Source organism: Novosphingobium marinum (genome assembly GCF_013408095.1).
GTDB lineage: Bacteria > Pseudomonadota > Alphaproteobacteria > Sphingomonadales > Sphingomonadaceae > Novosphingobium > Novosphingobium marinum.
Genome location: NZ_JACBZF010000008.1, coordinates 29,091 through 45,901 on the forward strand (window position 1 = coordinate 29,091; position 16,811 = coordinate 45,901).

General features: G+C 66.4%; 20 protein-coding genes and 1 tRNA gene. 17 read left to right on the plus strand and 4 right to left on the minus strand.

Annotated elements, in window-relative coordinates; translation table 11 throughout:
- Positions 1-36 precede the first annotated feature (36 nt).
- The 7 genes from FHS75_RS15900 to rpmE all read left to right on the plus strand — a co-directional run bounded on the left by FHS75_RS15900 (position 37) and on the right by rpmE (position 7,395).
- Positions 37-723, plus strand: coding sequence for a phosphatidate cytidylyltransferase (locus FHS75_RS15900; RefSeq protein WP_179408702.1), 687 nt, complete (start codon positions 37-39; stop codon positions 721-723).
- A gap of 5 nt (positions 724-728) precedes the next feature.
- Positions 729-1,886 carry a 1-deoxy-D-xylulose-5-phosphate reductoisomerase gene (locus FHS75_RS15905; RefSeq protein ID WP_179408665.1) on the plus strand — a complete coding sequence of 386 codons (1,158 nt, stop codon included), beginning with the start codon at positions 729-731 and terminating at the stop codon, positions 1,884-1,886.
- A gap of 1 nt (position 1,887) precedes the next feature.
- The gene (gene rseP, locus FHS75_RS15910; RefSeq protein ID WP_229735696.1) at positions 1,888-3,003 is read left to right on the plus strand and encodes an RIP metalloprotease RseP; all 1,116 of its coding nucleotides are present in this window, start codon (positions 1,888-1,890) and stop codon (positions 3,001-3,003) included.
- Positions 3,004-3,161: 158 nt separating this feature from the next.
- On the plus strand, positions 3,162-5,921 hold the full coding sequence (gene bamA / locus FHS75_RS15915) for an outer membrane protein assembly factor BamA (RefSeq protein ID WP_179408666.1): 2,760 nt from the start codon (positions 3,162-3,164) through the stop codon (positions 5,919-5,921).
- Positions 5,921-6,595, plus strand: a complete 675-nt coding sequence (locus FHS75_RS15920; protein WP_179408667.1) for an OmpH family outer membrane protein — start codon at positions 5,921-5,923, stop codon at positions 6,593-6,595. Before bamA ends, FHS75_RS15920 begins: the two co-directional genes overlap by 1 nt.
- A 25-nt stretch (positions 6,596-6,620) precedes the next feature.
- Positions 6,621-7,088 (plus strand): 3-hydroxyacyl-ACP dehydratase FabZ, encoded by a 468-nt coding sequence (gene fabZ / locus FHS75_RS15925; RefSeq protein ID WP_179408668.1) that lies wholly within the window; start codon positions 6,621-6,623, stop codon positions 7,086-7,088.
- Positions 7,089-7,167: 79 nt separating this feature from the next.
- Positions 7,168-7,395, plus strand: coding sequence for a 50S ribosomal protein L31 (rpmE, locus tag FHS75_RS15930; RefSeq protein WP_179408669.1), 228 nt, complete (start codon positions 7,168-7,170; stop codon positions 7,393-7,395).
- Positions 7,396-7,452: 57 nt separating this feature from the next.
- On the opposite strand, the gene FHS75_RS15935 is transcribed toward rpmE, so the two are convergent.
- Both FHS75_RS15935 and FHS75_RS15940 read right to left on the minus strand, forming a co-directional pair.
- Complete coding sequence (locus FHS75_RS15935; protein ID WP_179408670.1) at positions 7,453-7,800, minus strand: PilZ domain-containing protein; 348 nt, start codon at positions 7,798-7,800, stop codon at positions 7,453-7,455.
- Positions 7,801-7,917: 117 nt separating this feature from the next.
- Complete coding sequence (locus tag FHS75_RS15940; RefSeq protein WP_179408671.1) at positions 7,918-8,427, minus strand: GNAT family N-acetyltransferase; 510 nt, start codon at positions 8,425-8,427, stop codon at positions 7,918-7,920.
- Between the two features lie 134 nt (positions 8,428-8,561).
- Between FHS75_RS15940 and FHS75_RS15945 the strand changes: the two genes are divergently transcribed.
- Positions 8,562-9,110 carry a superoxide dismutase family protein gene (locus FHS75_RS15945; protein WP_229735695.1) on the plus strand — a complete coding sequence of 183 codons (549 nt, stop codon included), beginning with the start codon at positions 8,562-8,564 and terminating at the stop codon, positions 9,108-9,110.
- A gap of 6 nt (positions 9,111-9,116) precedes the next feature.
- Here the strand turns inward: FHS75_RS15945 and FHS75_RS15950 are convergent, their stop codons facing one another.
- Positions 9,117-9,749 carry a prolyl hydroxylase family protein gene (locus FHS75_RS15950; RefSeq protein ID WP_179408672.1) on the minus strand — a complete coding sequence of 211 codons (633 nt, stop codon included), beginning with the start codon at positions 9,747-9,749 and terminating at the stop codon, positions 9,117-9,119.
- 50 nt (positions 9,750-9,799) lie between these two features.
- Complete coding sequence (locus FHS75_RS15955) at positions 9,800-10,432, minus strand: prolyl hydroxylase family protein (protein ID WP_179408673.1); 633 nt, start codon at positions 10,430-10,432, stop codon at positions 9,800-9,802.
- Positions 10,433-10,607: 175 nt separating this feature from the next.
- Between FHS75_RS15955 and FHS75_RS15960 the strand changes: the two genes are divergently transcribed.
- The 9 genes from FHS75_RS15960 (at position 10,608) to FHS75_RS16000 (ending at position 16,797) form a co-directional block, all read left to right on the plus strand.
- Positions 10,608-10,684 (plus strand) — tRNA-His (locus FHS75_RS15960).
- Positions 10,685-10,727: 43 nt separating this feature from the next.
- On the plus strand, positions 10,728-11,792 hold the full coding sequence (locus FHS75_RS15965; RefSeq protein ID WP_179408674.1) for a Glu/Leu/Phe/Val family dehydrogenase: 1,065 nt from the start codon (positions 10,728-10,730) through the stop codon (positions 11,790-11,792).
- A gap of 97 nt (positions 11,793-11,889) precedes the next feature.
- Positions 11,890-12,633, plus strand: a complete 744-nt coding sequence (gene ccmC, locus FHS75_RS15970) for a heme ABC transporter permease CcmC (protein WP_179408675.1) — start codon at positions 11,890-11,892, stop codon at positions 12,631-12,633.
- On the plus strand, positions 12,633-12,773 hold the full coding sequence (locus FHS75_RS15975) for a hypothetical protein (protein WP_179408676.1): 141 nt from the start codon (positions 12,633-12,635) through the stop codon (positions 12,771-12,773). Before ccmC ends, FHS75_RS15975 begins: the two co-directional genes overlap by 1 nt.
- Positions 12,773-13,243, plus strand: a complete 471-nt coding sequence (gene ccmE, locus FHS75_RS15980; protein ID WP_179408677.1) for a cytochrome c maturation protein CcmE — start codon at positions 12,773-12,775, stop codon at positions 13,241-13,243. Before FHS75_RS15975 ends, ccmE begins: the two co-directional genes overlap by 1 nt.
- Positions 13,240-15,186, plus strand: a complete 1,947-nt coding sequence (locus FHS75_RS15985) for a heme lyase CcmF/NrfE family subunit (RefSeq protein ID WP_179408678.1) — start codon at positions 13,240-13,242, stop codon at positions 15,184-15,186. The genes ccmE and FHS75_RS15985 overlap by 4 nt, the downstream gene beginning before the upstream one ends.
- Complete coding sequence (locus tag FHS75_RS15990; protein ID WP_179408679.1) at positions 15,183-15,734, plus strand: DsbE family thiol:disulfide interchange protein; 552 nt, start codon at positions 15,183-15,185, stop codon at positions 15,732-15,734. Before FHS75_RS15985 ends, FHS75_RS15990 begins: the two co-directional genes overlap by 4 nt.
- Entirely contained in the window at positions 15,731-16,141 is a 411-nt protein-coding gene (locus tag FHS75_RS15995; RefSeq protein WP_179408680.1) for a cytochrome c-type biogenesis protein, read from the plus strand. The genes FHS75_RS15990 and FHS75_RS15995 overlap by 4 nt, the downstream gene beginning before the upstream one ends.
- A complete protein-coding gene (locus FHS75_RS16000) occupies positions 16,138-16,797 on the plus strand; it encodes a tetratricopeptide repeat protein (protein WP_179408681.1) in 660 nt (219 codons plus the stop codon). Before FHS75_RS15995 ends, FHS75_RS16000 begins: the two co-directional genes overlap by 4 nt.
- Positions 16,798-16,811: the final 14 nt, after the last annotated feature.

Here is a 16,811-nt window from a genome sequence, read left to right on the forward strand (position 1 = left end):
CCGAAAGAGCGCAAGCGCGACCGCATGCGGCGCTACATGCGGGTGCCGCTTTCGGTCCGCACGTCGGACCTTCCCAAGCGCGCTGCCTCCGCCGTGGTGATGCTCGCGGTTTCGGGACTGGCGCTGTGGGTGGGCGGAGCCGTCTGGACGCTGTTCGTCGCGGCCGTGGCGATAGGCGTGTTCTTCGAATGGACGGTGCTGACGTTCCTGTTCACCGACAAGGGCCTGCCGCGCCTCGCATGGCGTGTCTCCGGCATGGTATACTGCGCGATCGCGGCGGTCATGCTGGTATTGCTGCGCGACGGACCGGACGGCCTTTTCGCCATCCTCATGGCGGTCGGAGCAGTGATCGGAACCGACGTCGGAGCCTATTTCGCCGGGCGAACCATCGGCGGTCCGAAGATCGCCCCGCTGATCAGTCCGTCGAAGACCTGGGCCGGGCTGGGCGGCGGGATGCTCGGCGCAACCGTGGTCCTGCTCGCCATCGGAGCGGGCAGGGAAGGCATCGGGCTGTCGGTTCCGCTGCTGATCCTCGCCGGGGTCCTGACCGCCATCGTGGCGCAGGCGGGCGACTTCTTCGAAAGCTGGATGAAACGCCGCGCGGGCGTCAAGGATTCGGGCAAGCTCATTCCGGGCCACGGCGGCCTTTTCGACCGGGTGGACGGACTTCTGGCGGTCCTTTTCGTCCTTGGTGTCATATTCACCGTTTCCCATGTAGTCTGACGGCGATGCACCCGCGTTCCATCTCGATCCTCGGCGCGACCGGTTCGGTCGGCACCTCGACGCTCGACCTCGTGCGGCGCGAGCCCGGGAAGTGGCGCATCGTGGCGCTGACCGCGAATTGCCAGGCCGCCGAACTGGCGATGCTGGCGCGCGAATTCTCGGCCGAGATCGCCGTTGTCGGCGACGAACGCTGCCTTCCGGACCTGCGCGAGGCGCTTACCGGCAGCGGCGTCGAGGCGGCCGGAGGTCCCGCGGCACTCGTCGAGGCGGCGGCGCGCGGCGCGGACCTGACGGTTGCAGCCATCGTCGGCTGTGCCGGACTTGCGCCCACGATGGCCGCGATAGAGCAGGGCGGGACGGTCGCGCTCGCCAACAAGGAAGCGCTCGTGTCGGCGGGCGAAGTCATGACCGCAGCCGTTACGCGTCACGCGGCGACGCTGTTGCCCGTCGATTCCGAGCATAACGCCATCTTCCAGTGCCTCGCGGGCGGCCACATCGACGACGTGCGCTGGATCACGCTCACCGCCAGCGGCGGGCCGTTCCGCGACTGGAGTGCCGAGCGGCTGGCCGCTGCGACACCTGCGGAGGCGGTGAAGCACCCCAACTGGAGCATGGGCGCGAAGATCAGCGTCGATTCCGCCACGATGTTCAACAAGGGCCTCGAACTGATCGAGGCCTTTCACCTGTTTCCCGTGGGCCTCGAGCGGCTCCGCATCATCGTGCACCCGCAGTCTGTGGTGCATTCGATGGTCGAGTATCGCGACGGTTCGACCCTGGCGCAGCTCGGACCTTCCGACATGCGCGTGCCGATCGCGTCCACGCTGGCCTGGCCGGGACGGATGGACACCGCGTGCGAGCCGCTCGACCTTGCTGCGATCGGAGAGCTGACCTTCCGCGCACCCGACGAAGAGCGCTTTCCGGCCACCCGGCTGGCGCGCGAGGCGGCGCAGGCGGGCGGCGCGATGCCCGCCGTGCTCAACGCCGCGAACGAGGTGGCAGTGGCCGCGTTCCTTGCCGGTCAGATCAGGTTCACGCGCATCGCGGCACATGTCGAGGAAATCCTGGCCCGCTTCGCCCCGCCGCCGCCCGCCTCGCTCGAAGAGGTGCTGGCGGTCGATGGCGAGGCGCGCTCCCGTGCCCGGCTGTTGACGGAGTCCGCCTGAGTTGACCGAATCTCCTTCGCTTCTGCTGACGATCATCGCCTTCTTCCTCGTCCTGGGGCCGCTGGTGCTCGTCCACGAACTGGGTCACTACCTCGTCGGTCGCTGGTTCGGCGTGAAGGCCGATGCGTTCTCCATCGGCTTCGGCAAGGAACTTGCCGGCTGGACCGACAGGCGCGGTACCCGCTGGAAGCTGTCCGCGCTGCCGCTCGGCGGATACGTCCAGTTCGCCGGCGACATGAACGCTGCCAGCCAGCCTGCCGCTGCCGACGACGGGCTTTCCGAGGAGGAACGGGCGCAGACTTTCCACACCAAGCCGCTGTGGCAGCGCAGCCTGATCGTGCTGGCCGGACCGCTGACCAACCTCCTGTGCGCCGTCGCGATCTTCGCGGCATTCAACCTCGCTTACGGCAAGGTCGTCGCCTCGCCCGAAATCGCCGAGTTCTCCGAAAGCTCGCCCGCGCAGGAAGCCGGGCTGGAGATCGGCGACCGCATCACCAGCGTCGACGGCAATGCGATCGAGAGCTTCACCGACATTCCCCGGCACGTCCTGCCGTATCCGAACCGCACGGTCTCCGTGACGATCGCGCGCGACGGCGAGACCATGGTCGTGCCGGTGCGCATCGGCGAGGTGATCGATACCGATCGCTTCGGTAACGAATCCCGCATCGGGCGCATCGGCATCGGTGCGGGCGAGATCGAGGTGATCGACGTCGGGCCGGTCGAGGCGGTATCGCTCGGCGTCGAGCAGAGCATCGGCGTCATGAAGCTGATGGCGACCGGCATCGCGCAGATCTTCACCGGCGAACGCTCGATCGAAGAGCTTGGCGGGCCGGTCAAGATCGCGAAATACTCGGGCGAGCAGCTCAGCCTTGGCTGGTCGCAATTCGTTAGTTTTGCGGCGCTGATCTCAATTAACTTGGCATTCATCAACCTGCTGCCAATCCCGGCCCTCGACGGTGGGCACCTGGCTTTCTACGCAGCCGAAGCGGTGCGCCGGAAGCCCCTGGGCCTTCGCAGTCAGGAATGGGCGTTCAGAACGGGTCTGGCCCTCGTGCTTGCCCTGATGCTGATCGTGACGATCAACGATTTGGCGACACTGCCGGTCTTCGGCGGTTAGCCGTGGAGAAGACTTGCCCATAGGACGGTCTGCCTGACTGACTGCTTGATTGGAGGTGCTCCATCGGGCAGAGGGCGGCGATTGTTTGCAGGCGAAGCGCGCGCCGGACGGTGCGCAGGCTTTGCCTTGCGGGACGGATAGGAATTGGCGTGGGGATAATGGGTTCTAGCAAGGTTCGCGGCACGCAGGTGCGGCGCAGTTCGCAGCTGGCGGCGGTGCTGATGGGCACGACCGTGCTTGCGGGCGTTCCGGCGTCTGCCTGGGCGCAGGACGCTGGCGAGGCCGCTCCCGCAACGCCAGCGACCGCTCAGGCGCAGGCAAGCGATGCGGTTCCGCCGCCGCCGCCGCCCGCGAACGACACTATCCGCTCGCTCGCCGTCGTGGGCAGCCAGCGGCTCGAACCGACGACGATCCTGTCCTACATCCGTCTGCGCGCCGGCATGGAATACACCCAGGCCGCCGCCGACCAGGCGCTGAAGGACCTTTACGCCACCGAATTGTTCTCCGACGTCCAGATCCGCAACGACGACGGTCGCGTCGTCATCCAGGTGCAGGAAAACCCGGTGGTCAACCGGATCATCCTCGAAGGCAACAAGCGCATCAAGGACGACAAGATCCTTCCCGAGATCAAGGTCGCCCCGCGCCAGATCTTCACGCGCTCGAAAGTCCGTGCCGACGTTGCGCGCATCATCGAACTCTACAAGCGGCAGGGTCGTTACGCCGCGACCGTCGAGCCCAAGATGGTCATGCTCGACCAGAACCGCGTCGACATCGTGTTCGAGATCACCGAGGGCGACAAGTCGAAGGTGCGCCAGATAAACATCATCGGGAACGAGGAGTTCTCCGACGGCGAACTGCGCGGCGAGATGGTGACCAAGCAGTCGCGCTTCTTCCGCCTGTTCAGTTCCAGCACCAGCTACGATCCGGACCGCCTGGCGTTCGACCAGCAGAAGCTTCGCCAGTTCTACCTGACCGAGGGCTATGCCGATTTCCGTGTCGTCTCCGCCGTCGCCGAGCTGACGCCCGACAAGCGTGACTTCATCATCACTTACGTGGTCGAGGAAGGCGAGCGCTACAAGTTCGGCGATATCGAGGTCGACAGTCAGCTTCGCGACTTCGACAGCGAAGCGCTCGAATCGCAGCTGCCGATGAAGCAGGGCGACTGGTACAACGCCAAGCTCGTCGAGGACACGATCGAGCGGCTGAACGAGACCGCCGGCACTTTCGGCTACGCCTTTGCCGACGTGCGTCCGCGCTACGACCGCAGCAAGGACGACCTGACGATGGGCATCACCTTCGTCATCGGCGAGGCACCGCGCGTCTATGTCGAGCGGATCGACGTCAACGGCAACACTCTGACGCAGGACAAGGTCCTCCGCCGCGAGTTCCGCCTGGCCGAGGGCGACGCGTTCAACTCGCTCGCGGTCAAGCGCTCGTCGAACCGCATCAAGTCGCTCGGCTACTTCCAGGAGAAGTTCGAGATCGAGCAGAAGCCGGGCAGCGCGCCCGACCGCATCGTGCTTGAGGCCAACGTCGAGGAGCGCCCGACGGGCCAGCTCCAGCTTTCGGCGGGCTTTTCCAGCATCGAGCGCTTCATCATCCAGGCATCGATCCAGCAGCGCAACTTCCGCGGGCGCGGCCAGACGGTCGGGCTTTCGGGAAGCTACTCGCGCTATTCGAAGTCGATCGAGGCCAGCTTCACGGAGCCCTACGTCTTCGACCGCAACGTCTCCGCGGGCATCGACGTCTACCGGCGCGACCTCAACAGCTTCAACTACTTCCGCCGGAACCGCAACACGACCTACGAGCAGTCGACCACCGGCTTCCAGGTCCGTGCCGGCCTGCCGCTGACCGAATACCTGACGGCGGTTGCGCGCTACACGCTCAACTACGACGACATCAGCCTCGACCGTGGTACGTTCTTCACCGACCGCATAACGCCGGGCACCGAGCAGTGCGACCCTCTGCTCGCCGGACGTTACCTGTGCGAGGCGATCGGCAAGCGGACGAGTTCGATTCTCGGCATGTCGCTCATCTACGACACGACCGATAACCGTATTCGTCCGACGCGCGGCATGCGCGCATCGATCACCGGGGACTTCGCGGGACTGGGCGGCTCGGTCAAGTTCGCGCGTTTCCGCGCCAACGCGGCCCAGTACTGGCCGATCTTCAACAACTTCATCTTCTCGATTTCGGCGGAGGGCGGCGCGATCAAGTCGCTCGACAACGGCAACACCGCCCCGGGCGTGGACGACGTTCGCCTTACCGACCGCTTCTTCCTCGGCGAGCCGCAGATCCGCGGCTTCGACATTCGCGGCGTCGGCCCGCGCGTGGTGCGCAAGCCTTATGTCGATGCCGACGGGGATCCCGATACGCCGCTGACCATCTCGGAAGACCGCGACCAGTGGACCGACGACGCGCTGGGCGGCAAGTACTACTACATGGCACGCGCAGAGCTCGAGATCCCGCTGGGATCGGGCGCGCGCGAACTGGGGCTGCGGCCGTCGGTCTTCGTCGATGCCGGCGCGGTGTTCGGCATCGCAAATCCGATCCTGCAGGACTATCCGGACGGCGTGTTCATCCCGACGCGCGACAGCGACGGCAACCAGCTCTACACCCAGATCGACGCGGTCAACGACGAGTGCGTCGCGACCAAGACGTCGACCACCACAAACCCCAACAACCCGACGCCGCCGTCGTGCCTCACCGATCCGGCAAACACGCCCATCGGCTCCTCGATCGGCCCGTTCCGCGAGTTCTTCCTCGGAGACACGTGGAAGCCGCGCGTTTCGGTCGGCATCGGCGTGAACTGGAATTCGCCCTTCGGTCCGTTCCGGATCGACTTCGCAAAGGTCCTCCTCAAACGCGAGGGGGATGACACCAAGACATTCACATTCAACGTGGGAACGCAATTCTGATGAAGCACTTCACCAAGACCGCCCTTTTCGCGGGCCTCATGCTGGGCGCGATGTCGCAGCCGGCGCTTGGCCAGTCGACCGGCACCATCGTGCAGGGCATCGCCGTCGCCAACCTCGACGCCGTCGTTGCCAGCTCCAACGCCTACCGCACCGCGCAGCAGCAGCGGCAGACGACCTACAAGCCGCAGATCGACGCCGCCAATGCCAAGCGCCAGCAGCTCCAGACCCAGCTTCAGCCGCTCGCGACCAAGTTCAACCAGGACCGCCAGGCGACGAACCCGAACCAGCAGTCGCTTGCCCAGCAGGCGCAGAACATCCAGCGCATTCAGGAGCAGGGCCAGCAGGAACTTCAGCAGATCCTGCAGCCGGTCGCTCTTTCCGAAGCCTATGTGGCCGAGCAGCTCAACGACCAGCTCGACCAGGCGGTGAAAAACGCCATGGCCAAACGCAACATCTCGCTCGTCCTGACGCCCAGCGCAGTGCTTGCCGCCAACAACCAGGCCTACAATCTCAATCAGGCTATCCTTGACGAGCTGAACACGCTGGTCCCGTCGGTGCAGATCGTTCCGCCGCAGGGCTGGGAACCGCGCGAAGTTCGCGAGGCGCGCGCTGCGCAGGCGCAGGCACAGGGGCAGGCCCCCGCGACGACCGCGCAGCAGCCGCAGGGCCGCTGATCCGGAGCAGATGGGAGAACGGGGCATGAGCGAAGACGCCGGGGCGAAAAGCCTCGACATCACGAAGATACTCGAGGCGCTTCCGCATCGCTATCCGATGCTGCTCGTCGACCGCGTGGTCTCGCTCGTGCCCGACCAGAGCATCCACGCGGTAAAGGCGGTCAGCTTCAACGAATCGTTCTTCCAGGGCCATTTCCCCGGTCGTCCGATCATGCCCGGCGTCCTCCAGATCGAGGCGCTGGCGCAGGCGGCAGGGGTGCTCGCTATCGAGACGCTGGGCCTCGCAGGATCGGGCAAGCTCGTCTATTTTATGGCGATCGAGAACGCCAAGTTCCGCAGTCCCGTCGAACCGGGCGTGCTGCTCGACCTCAAGGTCGACTTCGTCCAGAAGCGCGCGAAGATCTGCAAGTTCCGCGGCGAAGCCTCGATCGAGGGCCGCGTTACCTGCGAGACCGAGTTCACCGCGATGGTCGCCGATCCGCCCAAGGGTTGATCGCGCGCGGTTTCGCGGCTATGGGCGCCGCTTTCCCAAGCAGGCCGGTCGGAACCGGCCATAGCGAGAGTTAGACATCATGAAGGCCGATACCCACCCCGATTACCACATGATCAAGGTGCAGATGACCGACGGCACCACGTTCGAGACGCGCTCCACCTGGGGCAGCGAGGGCGATACGCTCGTGCTCGACGTCGATCCGACGACGCACCCGGCGTGGACCGGCGGCACCCAGCGCGTCAGCGAAGGCGGACGCGTGGCGCAGTTCAACAAGCGTTTCGGCGGTCTCTCGCTCAAAAAGGGCTGATCGGGCCCGAACCGAATGTAGGGAAGGGCGGTGCCTCGCGGCGCCGCCCTTTTCGTTTCAGCTGTCGAAAGACGAATCCATGAGGTCCCGCCATTCCTGGCAATTGGCGGGAACGGCGTGGAGAAATTCCATCCCGGCGGCTCCGTCGCGGACCCAGCGAACGATCGCCTGAAGCGACGAGTCGCGGCCAAGCTCTATCGACACGAAGCGCCCCTCGCGCAGCCAGTCCGCATCGCACTGGATGCAGCATCCGTGCAGCGACACGTCGGCGATGAGGGCGGGTGCACGGTCGCCGCGCACCGAAGAAATCCGCGCTTCCTCGCGCGTGCGATAGCGGGCTTCGCGGCGGCGATCTGCCTCGTCGTCCTCGATTGTGGACTGGAGTCGCGCAAGTGATGCCGTCATTGGCCAGAAGCCCCCGTTGTTGCAGATGCTGCGGTTTCGCGACTGTCGGCATTCGGCGTTAACCCCGGACTTCGCGACAACCTTACCCGCGCGGTAAGCTTTTCGGGCGACCTGCGATCAGCGAAGCGTTTTCGACAGGACGACCAGCGCGGGATCGCCGTCCAAGGGTTCGGGTGAGAAGCCGCTTTCGCGCTCCAGTTCGATCGCGGCGCGGTTGTCGCGATCCTCGATGGCGATGACGCGGCGCACGCCCCGGCGGCGCGCTTCGCCGGCCAGCAGGTCGAGCATCGCCCAGCCGATGCCCTTGCCGCGATAGTCGCCGCGCACCGATATCGCGACTTCGCAGGTATCGAGCGCATTGTCGCAGGCGAGAAGTCCCGATGCGACGAGATCGCCGGTCCGATGTTCGAAGGCGACGAAGCTCTCGCTGCGGAAATGGTCGGTGTGGACCAGCGGATCGATCTGGTCGTGCCCGATGTGATCGGCGGCAGAGAGGAAGCGGAAGCGCCTGTCATCCTCGCTCACGCGCTCGAAGAATGCGGCAAGCGCAGGCTCGTCGCTTTCCGCGGCGCGGCGGATGTTGAGCACGAGGCCCGCGCGGGTTTCGAGGGTCGTGTAGTCCGTCATGGCTGTCGGCCTTCCAGCTGCCTTGCTGCATTGCGTCATACAGCAACTGGCCATCGCCCTCCTTGATTTGCCGCAACGACGGGGAACCTCGCGTTGCCCTGCCGCATTGATGGGGAAACCAACCGGAGAAAATTATGACCCGCGCTTTCATGGCCGCCACGACACTCGCGCTCGGTACGGCGCTTGCCGCCCAACCCGCGCTAGCCGACCATCACGAGACGATGGAGAAGTCCGTCAGTGCCGATATCCTCGACGCGAACGGGCGAAATGTGGGTATGGTCACCCTGGTGCAGACGCCCAACGGCGTGCTGATCAGCGCGACCGCTTCGGGCATGCCGGAGGGCGAACACGGCTTCCACATCCACGAGACCGGTCGCTGCGATGCCGGGCAGGGCTTCTCGACCGCCGGCGGGCACTATGCGCCGCGCGGCGCCGGGCACGGCTTCAAGGAGGCGGGCGGTCCGCACGCGGGCGACATGCCCAACCAGTTCGTCGGATCGGACGGAACACTGCGCGCGCATGTCGTCAACGATCGGATCACTCTGGAAAGCGGCTTCAGTTCGCTGATGGACGCGGACGGATCTGCACTCGTGATCCACGCCGGTGCGGACGACTACATGAGCCAGCCCTCGGGCGATGCCGGCAACCGGCTTGCCTGCGCTGTCCTTGCCGCGCCGAAGTAGGCCGCTTTAGCCCCAGGGCCGTTCGCGGTACCAGCGGGTAATCACGTACTTGAGGCCCTTGCGCACCTTCATCGCGTGGTGCAGCGTGGCGGGGTTTCCCGATCCGTCGGGACGCCGGTTGTTCCACGCGAGCAGCTTGCCGCGCTCGGGCCGTACGGTCTTGTCGATTACCTTGAAACGGGTCGCGCCGCCTGCCGCGACATCGTTCAGGTAGATCATGAACGTCCACGTGCGCTGTCCCGCTACCGAGCAGTACCTTTCGTAATCCGGCCCGTTCGGCTCGAAATAGTCGGTATGCGCCTTGAACTCCTGGCCCACGTCGTAGCGCTGCCCCTGCACGCGTTCGCCGTGGGCCGGATCGATGCCGGAAATTTCGTCCAGCTTTTGGAGCAGCGTGGCGACGGCGGGTTCGTTGTGCTCCAGGTCGCAGGTCTCGCTCGTCCTGAAATAGTCGTCCCCGTTCGGGTCTGCGATCGTGGAGGGACGGCGTTCGGCCTCGATCAGCGCGACGAGAGCGTCGCATTCGGCTTCGTCCAGGAAATCGCGCAGGACGTACAATTCGAGCCGGGGCGAGGGGACCCGCTGCATGCCGGGTACGGACATCAGGCGTTCTGCAGAGGTTTCGCCGGCGTGCTGCATGCCGGGCGCCATAGCGCCGCTGTCGCACCGCGCAATATCGTTCTCGGCGTTCAGCCCCACGGCTTTTCCCGGTACCAGCGCGTGATGACGTATTTCGAGCCTGCGCGCACCTTCATGCCCTGATGAAAGGTGTCGCGATTGCCCGATCCGTCCGGGTGGAGGTTGTTCCAGGCAAGCAGCTTGCCGGTCTCGGGATGGAAGGTTTTCCTGAGCGACCGGAATCGCGTTCCGCCACCGGCCTCGACATCGTTGAGGTAGACCATGAAGGTCCATGTCCGCTGGCCCGCTACGCCGCAGAATTTCTCCCAGTCGGGCCCGTTGCGACCGAACCAGTCGACATGGTTCTGGAATTCCTGTCCGACGAGGTAGCGCTGGCCCTGAATCGGCTCGCCGAGCGCGCGGTCGATGCCGCTGGCCTCACGCAACCGTTGCTCGAGCTCCTCGACAGCGGGTTCGCCGGGATCGAGGTCGCAAGTCTCGCTCGTCCGGAATGTCGGGTCGCCGTCGCTGTTGGCGAGTTCTGACGGGCGGCGCTTCGCCTCGATGAGCGCGACGAGTTCGGCGCAAAGCCCCGCCGGCAGGAAGTCACGCAGCACGAACAGTTCGAGCAGCGGCGAGGGCACCCGCTGCACCCCCGGTATGCCCACGATACGGGCCGTCGGTGATTCGCCGGCTGGAATCATGGGTCGGGATTAGCAGAACACTCGCGAAATAAAATTGCGCACGAAGATCGCCTCGCAAGATTTTGCTTTGCAATCCCGCCCGCCTGTGCGAGACGGCTGCGCCGCGCCAATCGCCGCTTGCAGGCAGGCGCGCCGTTCCCTAACAGCGCGCGTTCCCAGCGCGCTGGCGTGTGTGGCGATCGTAGCTCAGTCGGTTAGAGCGCCGGTTTGTGGTACCGGAGGTCGTGGGTTCGAACCCCATCGGTCGCCCCATTTTTCCCTGAATGCGCGCACCTTAGTCTGGACGGAGCGAAGCGTGGCGGCATTCTGGGCAGAGCCCGATTTCGATGAGCATGAACTCGTACAACTGGTGCACGATCGCGCCAGCGGGCTGACCGCGATCATCGCGATCCATTCCAGCCATCTCGGCCCCGGCGCGGGCGGAACGCGCTTCTGGCATTATGCCGAACCGCACCTCGCCATGCGCGATGCGCTGCGCCTCTCGCGCGGCATGAGCTACAAGAACGCGATGGCGGGGCTGCCGGTCGGCGGTGGCAAGGCGGTGATCCTCGCCGGTCCGGACCGCGAAAAGACGCCCGAAATGCTCGCCGCCTTCGGCGATGCGATCGACGCGATGGGCGGTCGCTACATTACCGCCGAGGACGTCGGCATGACCGAGGCCGACATGGTCGCCATTGCGAAACGCACGCCGCACGTCTCGGGCCTGCCCTCGCAGGATGCCGGCATGGCGGGCGGCGATCCCGGACCGTTCACCGCGCGCGGCATTGCGATGGGCATCAAGGCGGCGGTTGCGCACAAGCTCGGCCGGGACTCGATGGAAGGCGTGCACGTCGCGATCCAGGGTACCGGCAGCGTCGGCGGGGGCGTGGCGCGGATTCTGGCGGCCGAGGGCGCGCGGCTGACGCTTGCCGACATCGACGAAGCGCGCGCGTCTGCGATGGCAGCGGAACTGGGCGGCACGAGCGTTGCGCCGACCACGGTGATGGACGTCGCATGCGACGTTTTCAGCCCCAACGCGCTGGGCGCGATCCTCGACGACGAGGGCGTTGCCCGGATCAACGCACCGATCGTCGCGGGCGGTGCGAACAACCAGCTTGCACGGACCGAGCACGGCGCGAAGCTGGCCGAGCGCGGCATCCTCTACGCGCCCGACTACGTCATCAACGGCGGCGGGATCATCGCGGTGACGCTGGAATACCTGGCGCGCCGTTCGGGCACTCCCTGCGATGTCTCCGAAGTCCATGCCAAGATCGACGAGATTCCGCGGCGGCTCGAAGCGATCTGGCAGGAAGCCGACGCGACCGGAATCTCGCCCGACCGGGTCGCGGACGCCATGGCGCAGCGGATCATCGGCCGTTAATTCGCAAAATCGTACCGGAGCATGCCTGCCTCCCGGTAATGCTTGCTCCCGGCGTCGGGCGCTGCCAAGGAATGGCGCAAACAACGAACGATTTCGGATGCATGGCTTCGCCAATCCCGCGCGCTTCCTGCGCATTGCCCGCTGGCTGACGCCGGTCCTGCTTTTCGGCGGGATCGCGATAACCGCCGTTGCGCTTCTGTGGGGGCTGTTCCGGGTACCGCCCGACCGCCTGATGGGCGAGACCGTGCGCATCCTTTTCGTCCACGTTCCCGCAGCCTGGCTGGGGATGGGCGGCTGGATGACCATCGCGGTCGCAAGCCTGGTCGAGCTCGTCTGGCGCCATCCGCTGGCGGGCATCGCCGCGCGGGCCGCTGCCGTTCCCGGAGCCGCCTTCACCGCGATCTGCTTGCTCACCGGATCGATCTGGGCACGGCCGACCTGGGGCACATGGTGGGTGTGGGACGGCAGGCTGACGAGCTTCCTCGTCCTCCTGTTCCTCTATTTCGGGTACATCGCCCTGTCCGACGCGGCGCAGCGCGACAGCGGTTCCTCGCGCGTCGCGGCGATCTTCGGACTGGTCGGGGCGGTGAACATCCCGATCATCAACCGGTCGGTGGTCTGGTGGAATTCGCTGCACCAGCCCCCCAGCATCACGATGGGCAAGTCCGCTATCGACGCCGCGTTTCTCTGGCCGCTCCTTGCCGCGACACTCGGCTTTTCGATGATCTTCGGAGCGATAATCCTGCTGCGCATGCGCGCTCTCCTTGCCGACATCCAGGCCGACGCGCGCCTTCGCCGCAAGGCTATGCGCGGGACCTCCGGCATGGAGGCGCAGGCCTGATGCGCGAGGCGCTCGACCAGTGGGCCTTCGTCTGGGCCGCCTACGCGATCTCCATCGGCGGCACGGCGCTGACCATCGGCTGGAGCTGGCTCGCCATGCACCGCGCGGAGCGTCGCCGCGAACGGAGCCGGGAGCGCTGATGGCCAGCATCGCCACGTCGCGGATCAAGCCCAAGCACCAGCGCCTCGTGCTGCTGGTCGTCGCGCTGGTCGTGCTCGTCGCGGCGGGTCTCCTCGCCGCGTGGGCGCTGCGCAACCAGGCGTCCTATTTCTACGTGCCGAGCGAGATGCAGGCCGATCCGCCCGAGCCGGGCCGCGCCGTGCGGCTGGGCGGAATGGTCGAGGAAGGCTCGCTAAAGACGCAGGCCGACGGCGTGACCATCGCCTTTGTCGTGGGCGACGGAGACGCCCGCATTCCGGTGCGCTTCAGCGGTATCGTGCCTTCTCTCTTCGTCGAGGGTTCGGGTGTCGTTGCCGAAGGGCGGCTCGGCCCTGACGGGACCTTCCTTGCCGACAACCTGCTCGCCAAGCATGACGAGAACTACGTTCCGCGCGAATTGCAGGAGATGAGCGAGCACCAGACCGAACGGGTGGTGGCCGCGCCGCAATGATCGCCGAATTCGGACTAGCCGCGCTGTGGCTCGCCGCCGCGCTCGCCGCCCTGCAATTGCTCGCGGGGAGCCTGTCGCTGACCAGGGGCGGGGAGGGCTTCGCAGCCATCGTGCGCCCGGCGGCGGTCGTACAGGGACTGCTGGCGCTGGTATCCTTCTTCGCGCTGATGGTGCTGTTCCTGCGTACCGACCTGTCGGTGCAGCTGGTCGCAATGAACTCGCATTCGGCAAAGCCCTTCGTTTTCAAGCTGGCGGGCACCTGGGGCAACCACGAAGGATCGATGCTGCTGTGGGTCATGGTCATGGGGCTCGCCGGCTCCCTGATCGCCCTTATCGAGCGTCGCCTGCCCGAACGGACCATGCTGGCGACGTTGGCGGGGCAGGCGTTCGTCAGCCTCGGCTTCTATGCCTTCCTGCTGTTCTCCTCGAACCCGTTCGAGCGGCTCGACCCCGCGCCGCCGCAGGGCGCTGGCCTCAACCCGCTGCTGCAGGACATCGGCCTCGCGTTCCATCCGCCGACGCTCTACCTCGGTTACGTCGGGTTGTCGGTTGCGTTCAGCTTTGCCATCGGGGCGCTCATCACGCGCGAGGTCGGGCCGGCGTTCGCGCGCGCGATGCGACCCTGGGTGCTCGGCGCGTGGGTGTTCCTCACCGTCGGCATCACCGCCGGATCGTACTGGGCCTACTACGAGCTGGGCTGGGGCGGCTGGTGGTTCTGGGATCCGGTCGAGAACGCTTCGCTCATGCCGTGGCTCGCCGCGACCGCACTCCTCCATTCGGCGAGCGTCCTTGCATCGCGCAACGCACTGCGCGCCTGGACCGTCATGCTGGGCGTCGTTGCGTTCTCGATGTCGATGGTCGGCACGTTCCTCGTGCGATCGGGCATCCTGACGAGCGTCCATGCCTTCGCCGTCGATCCCGAGCGTGGCACGTTCATCCTCGTGCTGCTGGCGATCAACATCGGCGGTGCACTCACGCTCTTCGGCCTGCGCGCCGCAACCGTCACCGAAGGCAAGCGGTTCGCCCTCGTCAGCCGCGAGGGCGCGCTTGTTTTCAACAACGTGATGCTGTCCGCGATCCTGGGCATTGTCCTTTTCGGTACGCTCTATCCACTCGTCACCGAAGCCTTCGACACGCGCGTGTCGGTGGGACCACCCTATTTCAATCCGGTGAGCGCGATCTTCTTCGTGCCGATGCTGCTCGTCCTGATGGTCGGGCCCTTGCTGCGCTGGCGGCGAGACAACCTTTCGCGCCTGCGCCGGCGGCTGGTTGTGCCCGGCCTGCTGCTGCTTGCCGCCGTGGCCGCGCTGCTGGCAATCGGCGGGATCGGCGTCCTCCCGTTCATCGGCCTGGCACTAGCCGTTGCGCTGGCTGCCGCGAGCCTGCTGCCGTTGCGGGGCCGGAACCTGCGCCGCACGCCGATTGCGACCTGGGGCATGGTGGCGGCGCACTTCGGAATTGCCGTCGCGCTTTTCGGCGCCGCCAGCGAAAGCGCTTTCACCAAGGAGACGCTCGTCGCGGCCAGAGTGGGCGACGTGACCCAGGTCGGCCCCTGGCAAGTGAGGCTGGACGCCATCGAACCCGTGGCCGGGCCCAACTGGACCGCGATGCGTGCCGGGCTTTCGGTCCGCTACGGCGAGGGCGCGGTTCGCCAGTTGAAGCCGCAGGCGCGCAGTTTCTGGTCGCCGCCGCAGCAGACCGCCGAATCCGCGCTGCTGACACGCTGGAACGGGCAACTCTATGCGGTGCTGGGCGAAGAGGGCGAGGACGGTCGCTGGCAGCTCCGCCTGTGGTGGAAACCGTTCGTGACGCTGATCTGGATCGGCGGCCTGCTGATCGGTCTCGGCGGTGTGCTTGCCATTGTCGCCCATGTGGCGAACGATGTCAGGCGCAGCGTCGCGCGCGAGAAGATCGCGGATCGCCGGATGAGGCAGGGCCGATGACCGGGGCGACTTCCAAGGGGCCGCGCTGGGCGCTCTGGCTGCCGCTGATCGTGTTCGCGGCTTTCGTGGTACTGGTGCTCTTCGGCCTTTTCCGGCCCGCCGACCGCGAAGTGCAAAGCGCGATGATCGGCAAGCCCTTGCCCGAATTCGCGCTCGAACCCGCTGTTGCAGAGCGGCCTGGCCTGTCGAGCGCCGACTTCAGGGGAGAGGGACCGCGCCTCCTCAACGTCTTTGCAAGCTGGTGCATCCCGTGCCGGATCGAGGCACCGCAGCTCGACGCACTGTCGAAGGCGGGCGTCGAGATCCACGGCGTCGCCATCCGCGACACCCGCGAGGACGTCGAGGATTTCCTGTCGCAATACGGGAACCCCTTCGCGCGCATCGGCAAGGACGACCTGAGCGAAGTGCAGCTTGGCATCGGATCTTCGGGCGTTCCCGAGACCTTCGTGGTCGATGCGAACGGCATCATCCGTTACCAGCATATCGGAGTCATCAGGGCAGAGGACATGGATCTTATCATGGCCGAACTGCGGAAGGCGGGCGCATGAAGCTGATCGTCGCGATCCTTTCGCTCGTGTGGACGCCGCTGGCCGTCGCGCAGGACTCGGTGCCGCCCGCGCCATATGCCTACCGCCAGCTCGACGATCCGGCGCTCGAGGCCAAGGCACATGACCTCATGGTCACGCTGCGCTGTCTCAAGTGTCAGAGCCAGTCGATCGCCGATTCCGATGCGCCGATGGCGGGTGACATGCGCAGCCAGGTCCGCCAGCGCATTGCTGCGGGTGAGGAGCCGGAGGCGATCCGGGCGTGGCTCGTCGAGCGCTACGGCGATTACGTAAGCTACTCTCCCCGCGTCACTGCCATGACATGGCCGCTGTTCGCGATCCCGCTCGTGCTGCTGCTCGTTGCCGCGCTCCTGCTGCGCAAGCGGTTCGGCCGGAACGTCAGCGAATGAACTGGGTGCTCGCCATCGCGCTCGCGCTTGCCGCGTTCGTCTTCGCCGCGTTCGTGCTGAAGACGCCGCGCCGCGGATGGGAAGCGCTCGCGGCGGCCCTGCTGCTCGGTATCGCGGGATATGGCCTGCAGGCCAGTCCCGGCCTGCCGGGCTCTCCCACGCCGCCGCCTGCGATCGAACCGGGTGGTGCAGAGGGACTTGTCGAGGCGCGCCGGGCGCTCGTCGGCCGCGAGGGGATGCCGTCGAGCAACTGGCTCGTCGTCGGCGATGCCCTGGTGCGTAACGGCAATTTCGGCGATGCCGCCGGCATGCTGCTCGCGGCGGTAGAGGAGGACCCGGAAGATTACGAGGCGTGGCTCGCGCTGGGCAACGCGCTGACCGCGCATGCCGACGGGACGCTGACCCCGGCGGCGCTCTACGCCTATCGCAAGGCGTCGGAGGCGGCGCCGGCCGCGCCCGGACCGCCGTTCTTCCTCGGCCTCGGCCATGCGCAGGCCGGACAGTTCGACGAGGCGCGCGACCTGTGGGCGGAAGCGCTGAAGCGGACGCCCGAGGACTCTCCGATCCGCCCCGAACTCGAAGCGCGGCTCGCCCGGCTGCTCGAACTCGAAGCGATGATCGAGATGCAACGCAACATGCAGGGCGGGGAACGATAAGCGGCGTTGCCGCA

What these genes read in the sequence shown, in the direction of transcription:
- FHS75_RS15900 (WP_179408702.1), top strand. Translation starts at nt 37, where the DNA reads ATGCGGGTGCCGCTTTCGGTCCGCACGTCGGACCTTCCCAAGCGCGCT.
- FHS75_RS15905 (WP_179408665.1), top strand. Translation starts at nt 729, where the DNA reads ATGCACCCGCGTTCCATCTCGATCCTCGGCGCGACCGGTTCGGTCGGC.
- bamA (WP_179408666.1), top strand. Translation starts at nt 3,162, where the DNA reads ATGGGTTCTAGCAAGGTTCGCGGCACGCAGGTGCGGCGCAGTTCGCAG.
- FHS75_RS15920 (WP_179408667.1), top strand. Translation starts at nt 5,921, where the DNA reads ATGAAGCACTTCACCAAGACCGCCCTTTTCGCGGGCCTCATGCTGGGC.
- fabZ (WP_179408668.1), top strand. Translation starts at nt 6,621, where the DNA reads ATGAGCGAAGACGCCGGGGCGAAAAGCCTCGACATCACGAAGATACTC.
- rpmE (WP_179408669.1), top strand. Translation starts at nt 7,168, where the DNA reads ATGAAGGCCGATACCCACCCCGATTACCACATGATCAAGGTGCAGATG.
- FHS75_RS15935 (WP_179408670.1), bottom strand. Translation starts at nt 7,800, where the DNA reads ATGACGGCATCACTTGCGCGACTCCAGTCCACAATCGAGGACGACGAG.
- FHS75_RS15940 (WP_179408671.1), bottom strand. Translation starts at nt 8,427, where the DNA reads ATGACGGACTACACGACCCTCGAAACCCGCGCGGGCCTCGTGCTCAAC.
- FHS75_RS15945 (WP_229735695.1), top strand. Translation starts at nt 8,562, where the DNA reads ATGACCCGCGCTTTCATGGCCGCCACGACACTCGCGCTCGGTACGGCG.
- FHS75_RS15950 (WP_179408672.1), bottom strand. Translation starts at nt 9,749, where the DNA reads ATGCAGCACGCCGGCGAAACCTCTGCAGAACGCCTGATGTCCGTACCC.
- FHS75_RS15955 (WP_179408673.1), bottom strand. Translation starts at nt 10,432, where the DNA reads ATGATTCCAGCCGGCGAATCACCGACGGCCCGTATCGTGGGCATACCG.
- ccmC (WP_179408675.1), top strand. Translation starts at nt 11,890, where the DNA reads ATGCATGGCTTCGCCAATCCCGCGCGCTTCCTGCGCATTGCCCGCTGG.
- FHS75_RS15975 (WP_179408676.1), top strand. Translation starts at nt 12,633, where the DNA reads ATGCGCGAGGCGCTCGACCAGTGGGCCTTCGTCTGGGCCGCCTACGCG.
- ccmE (WP_179408677.1), top strand. Translation starts at nt 12,773, where the DNA reads ATGGCCAGCATCGCCACGTCGCGGATCAAGCCCAAGCACCAGCGCCTC.
- FHS75_RS15985 (WP_179408678.1), top strand. Translation starts at nt 13,240, where the DNA reads ATGATCGCCGAATTCGGACTAGCCGCGCTGTGGCTCGCCGCCGCGCTC.
- FHS75_RS15990 (WP_179408679.1), top strand. Translation starts at nt 15,183, where the DNA reads ATGACCGGGGCGACTTCCAAGGGGCCGCGCTGGGCGCTCTGGCTGCCG.
- FHS75_RS15995 (WP_179408680.1), top strand. Translation starts at nt 15,731, where the DNA reads ATGAAGCTGATCGTCGCGATCCTTTCGCTCGTGTGGACGCCGCTGGCC.
- FHS75_RS16000 (WP_179408681.1), top strand. Translation starts at nt 16,138, where the DNA reads ATGAACTGGGTGCTCGCCATCGCGCTCGCGCTTGCCGCGTTCGTCTTC.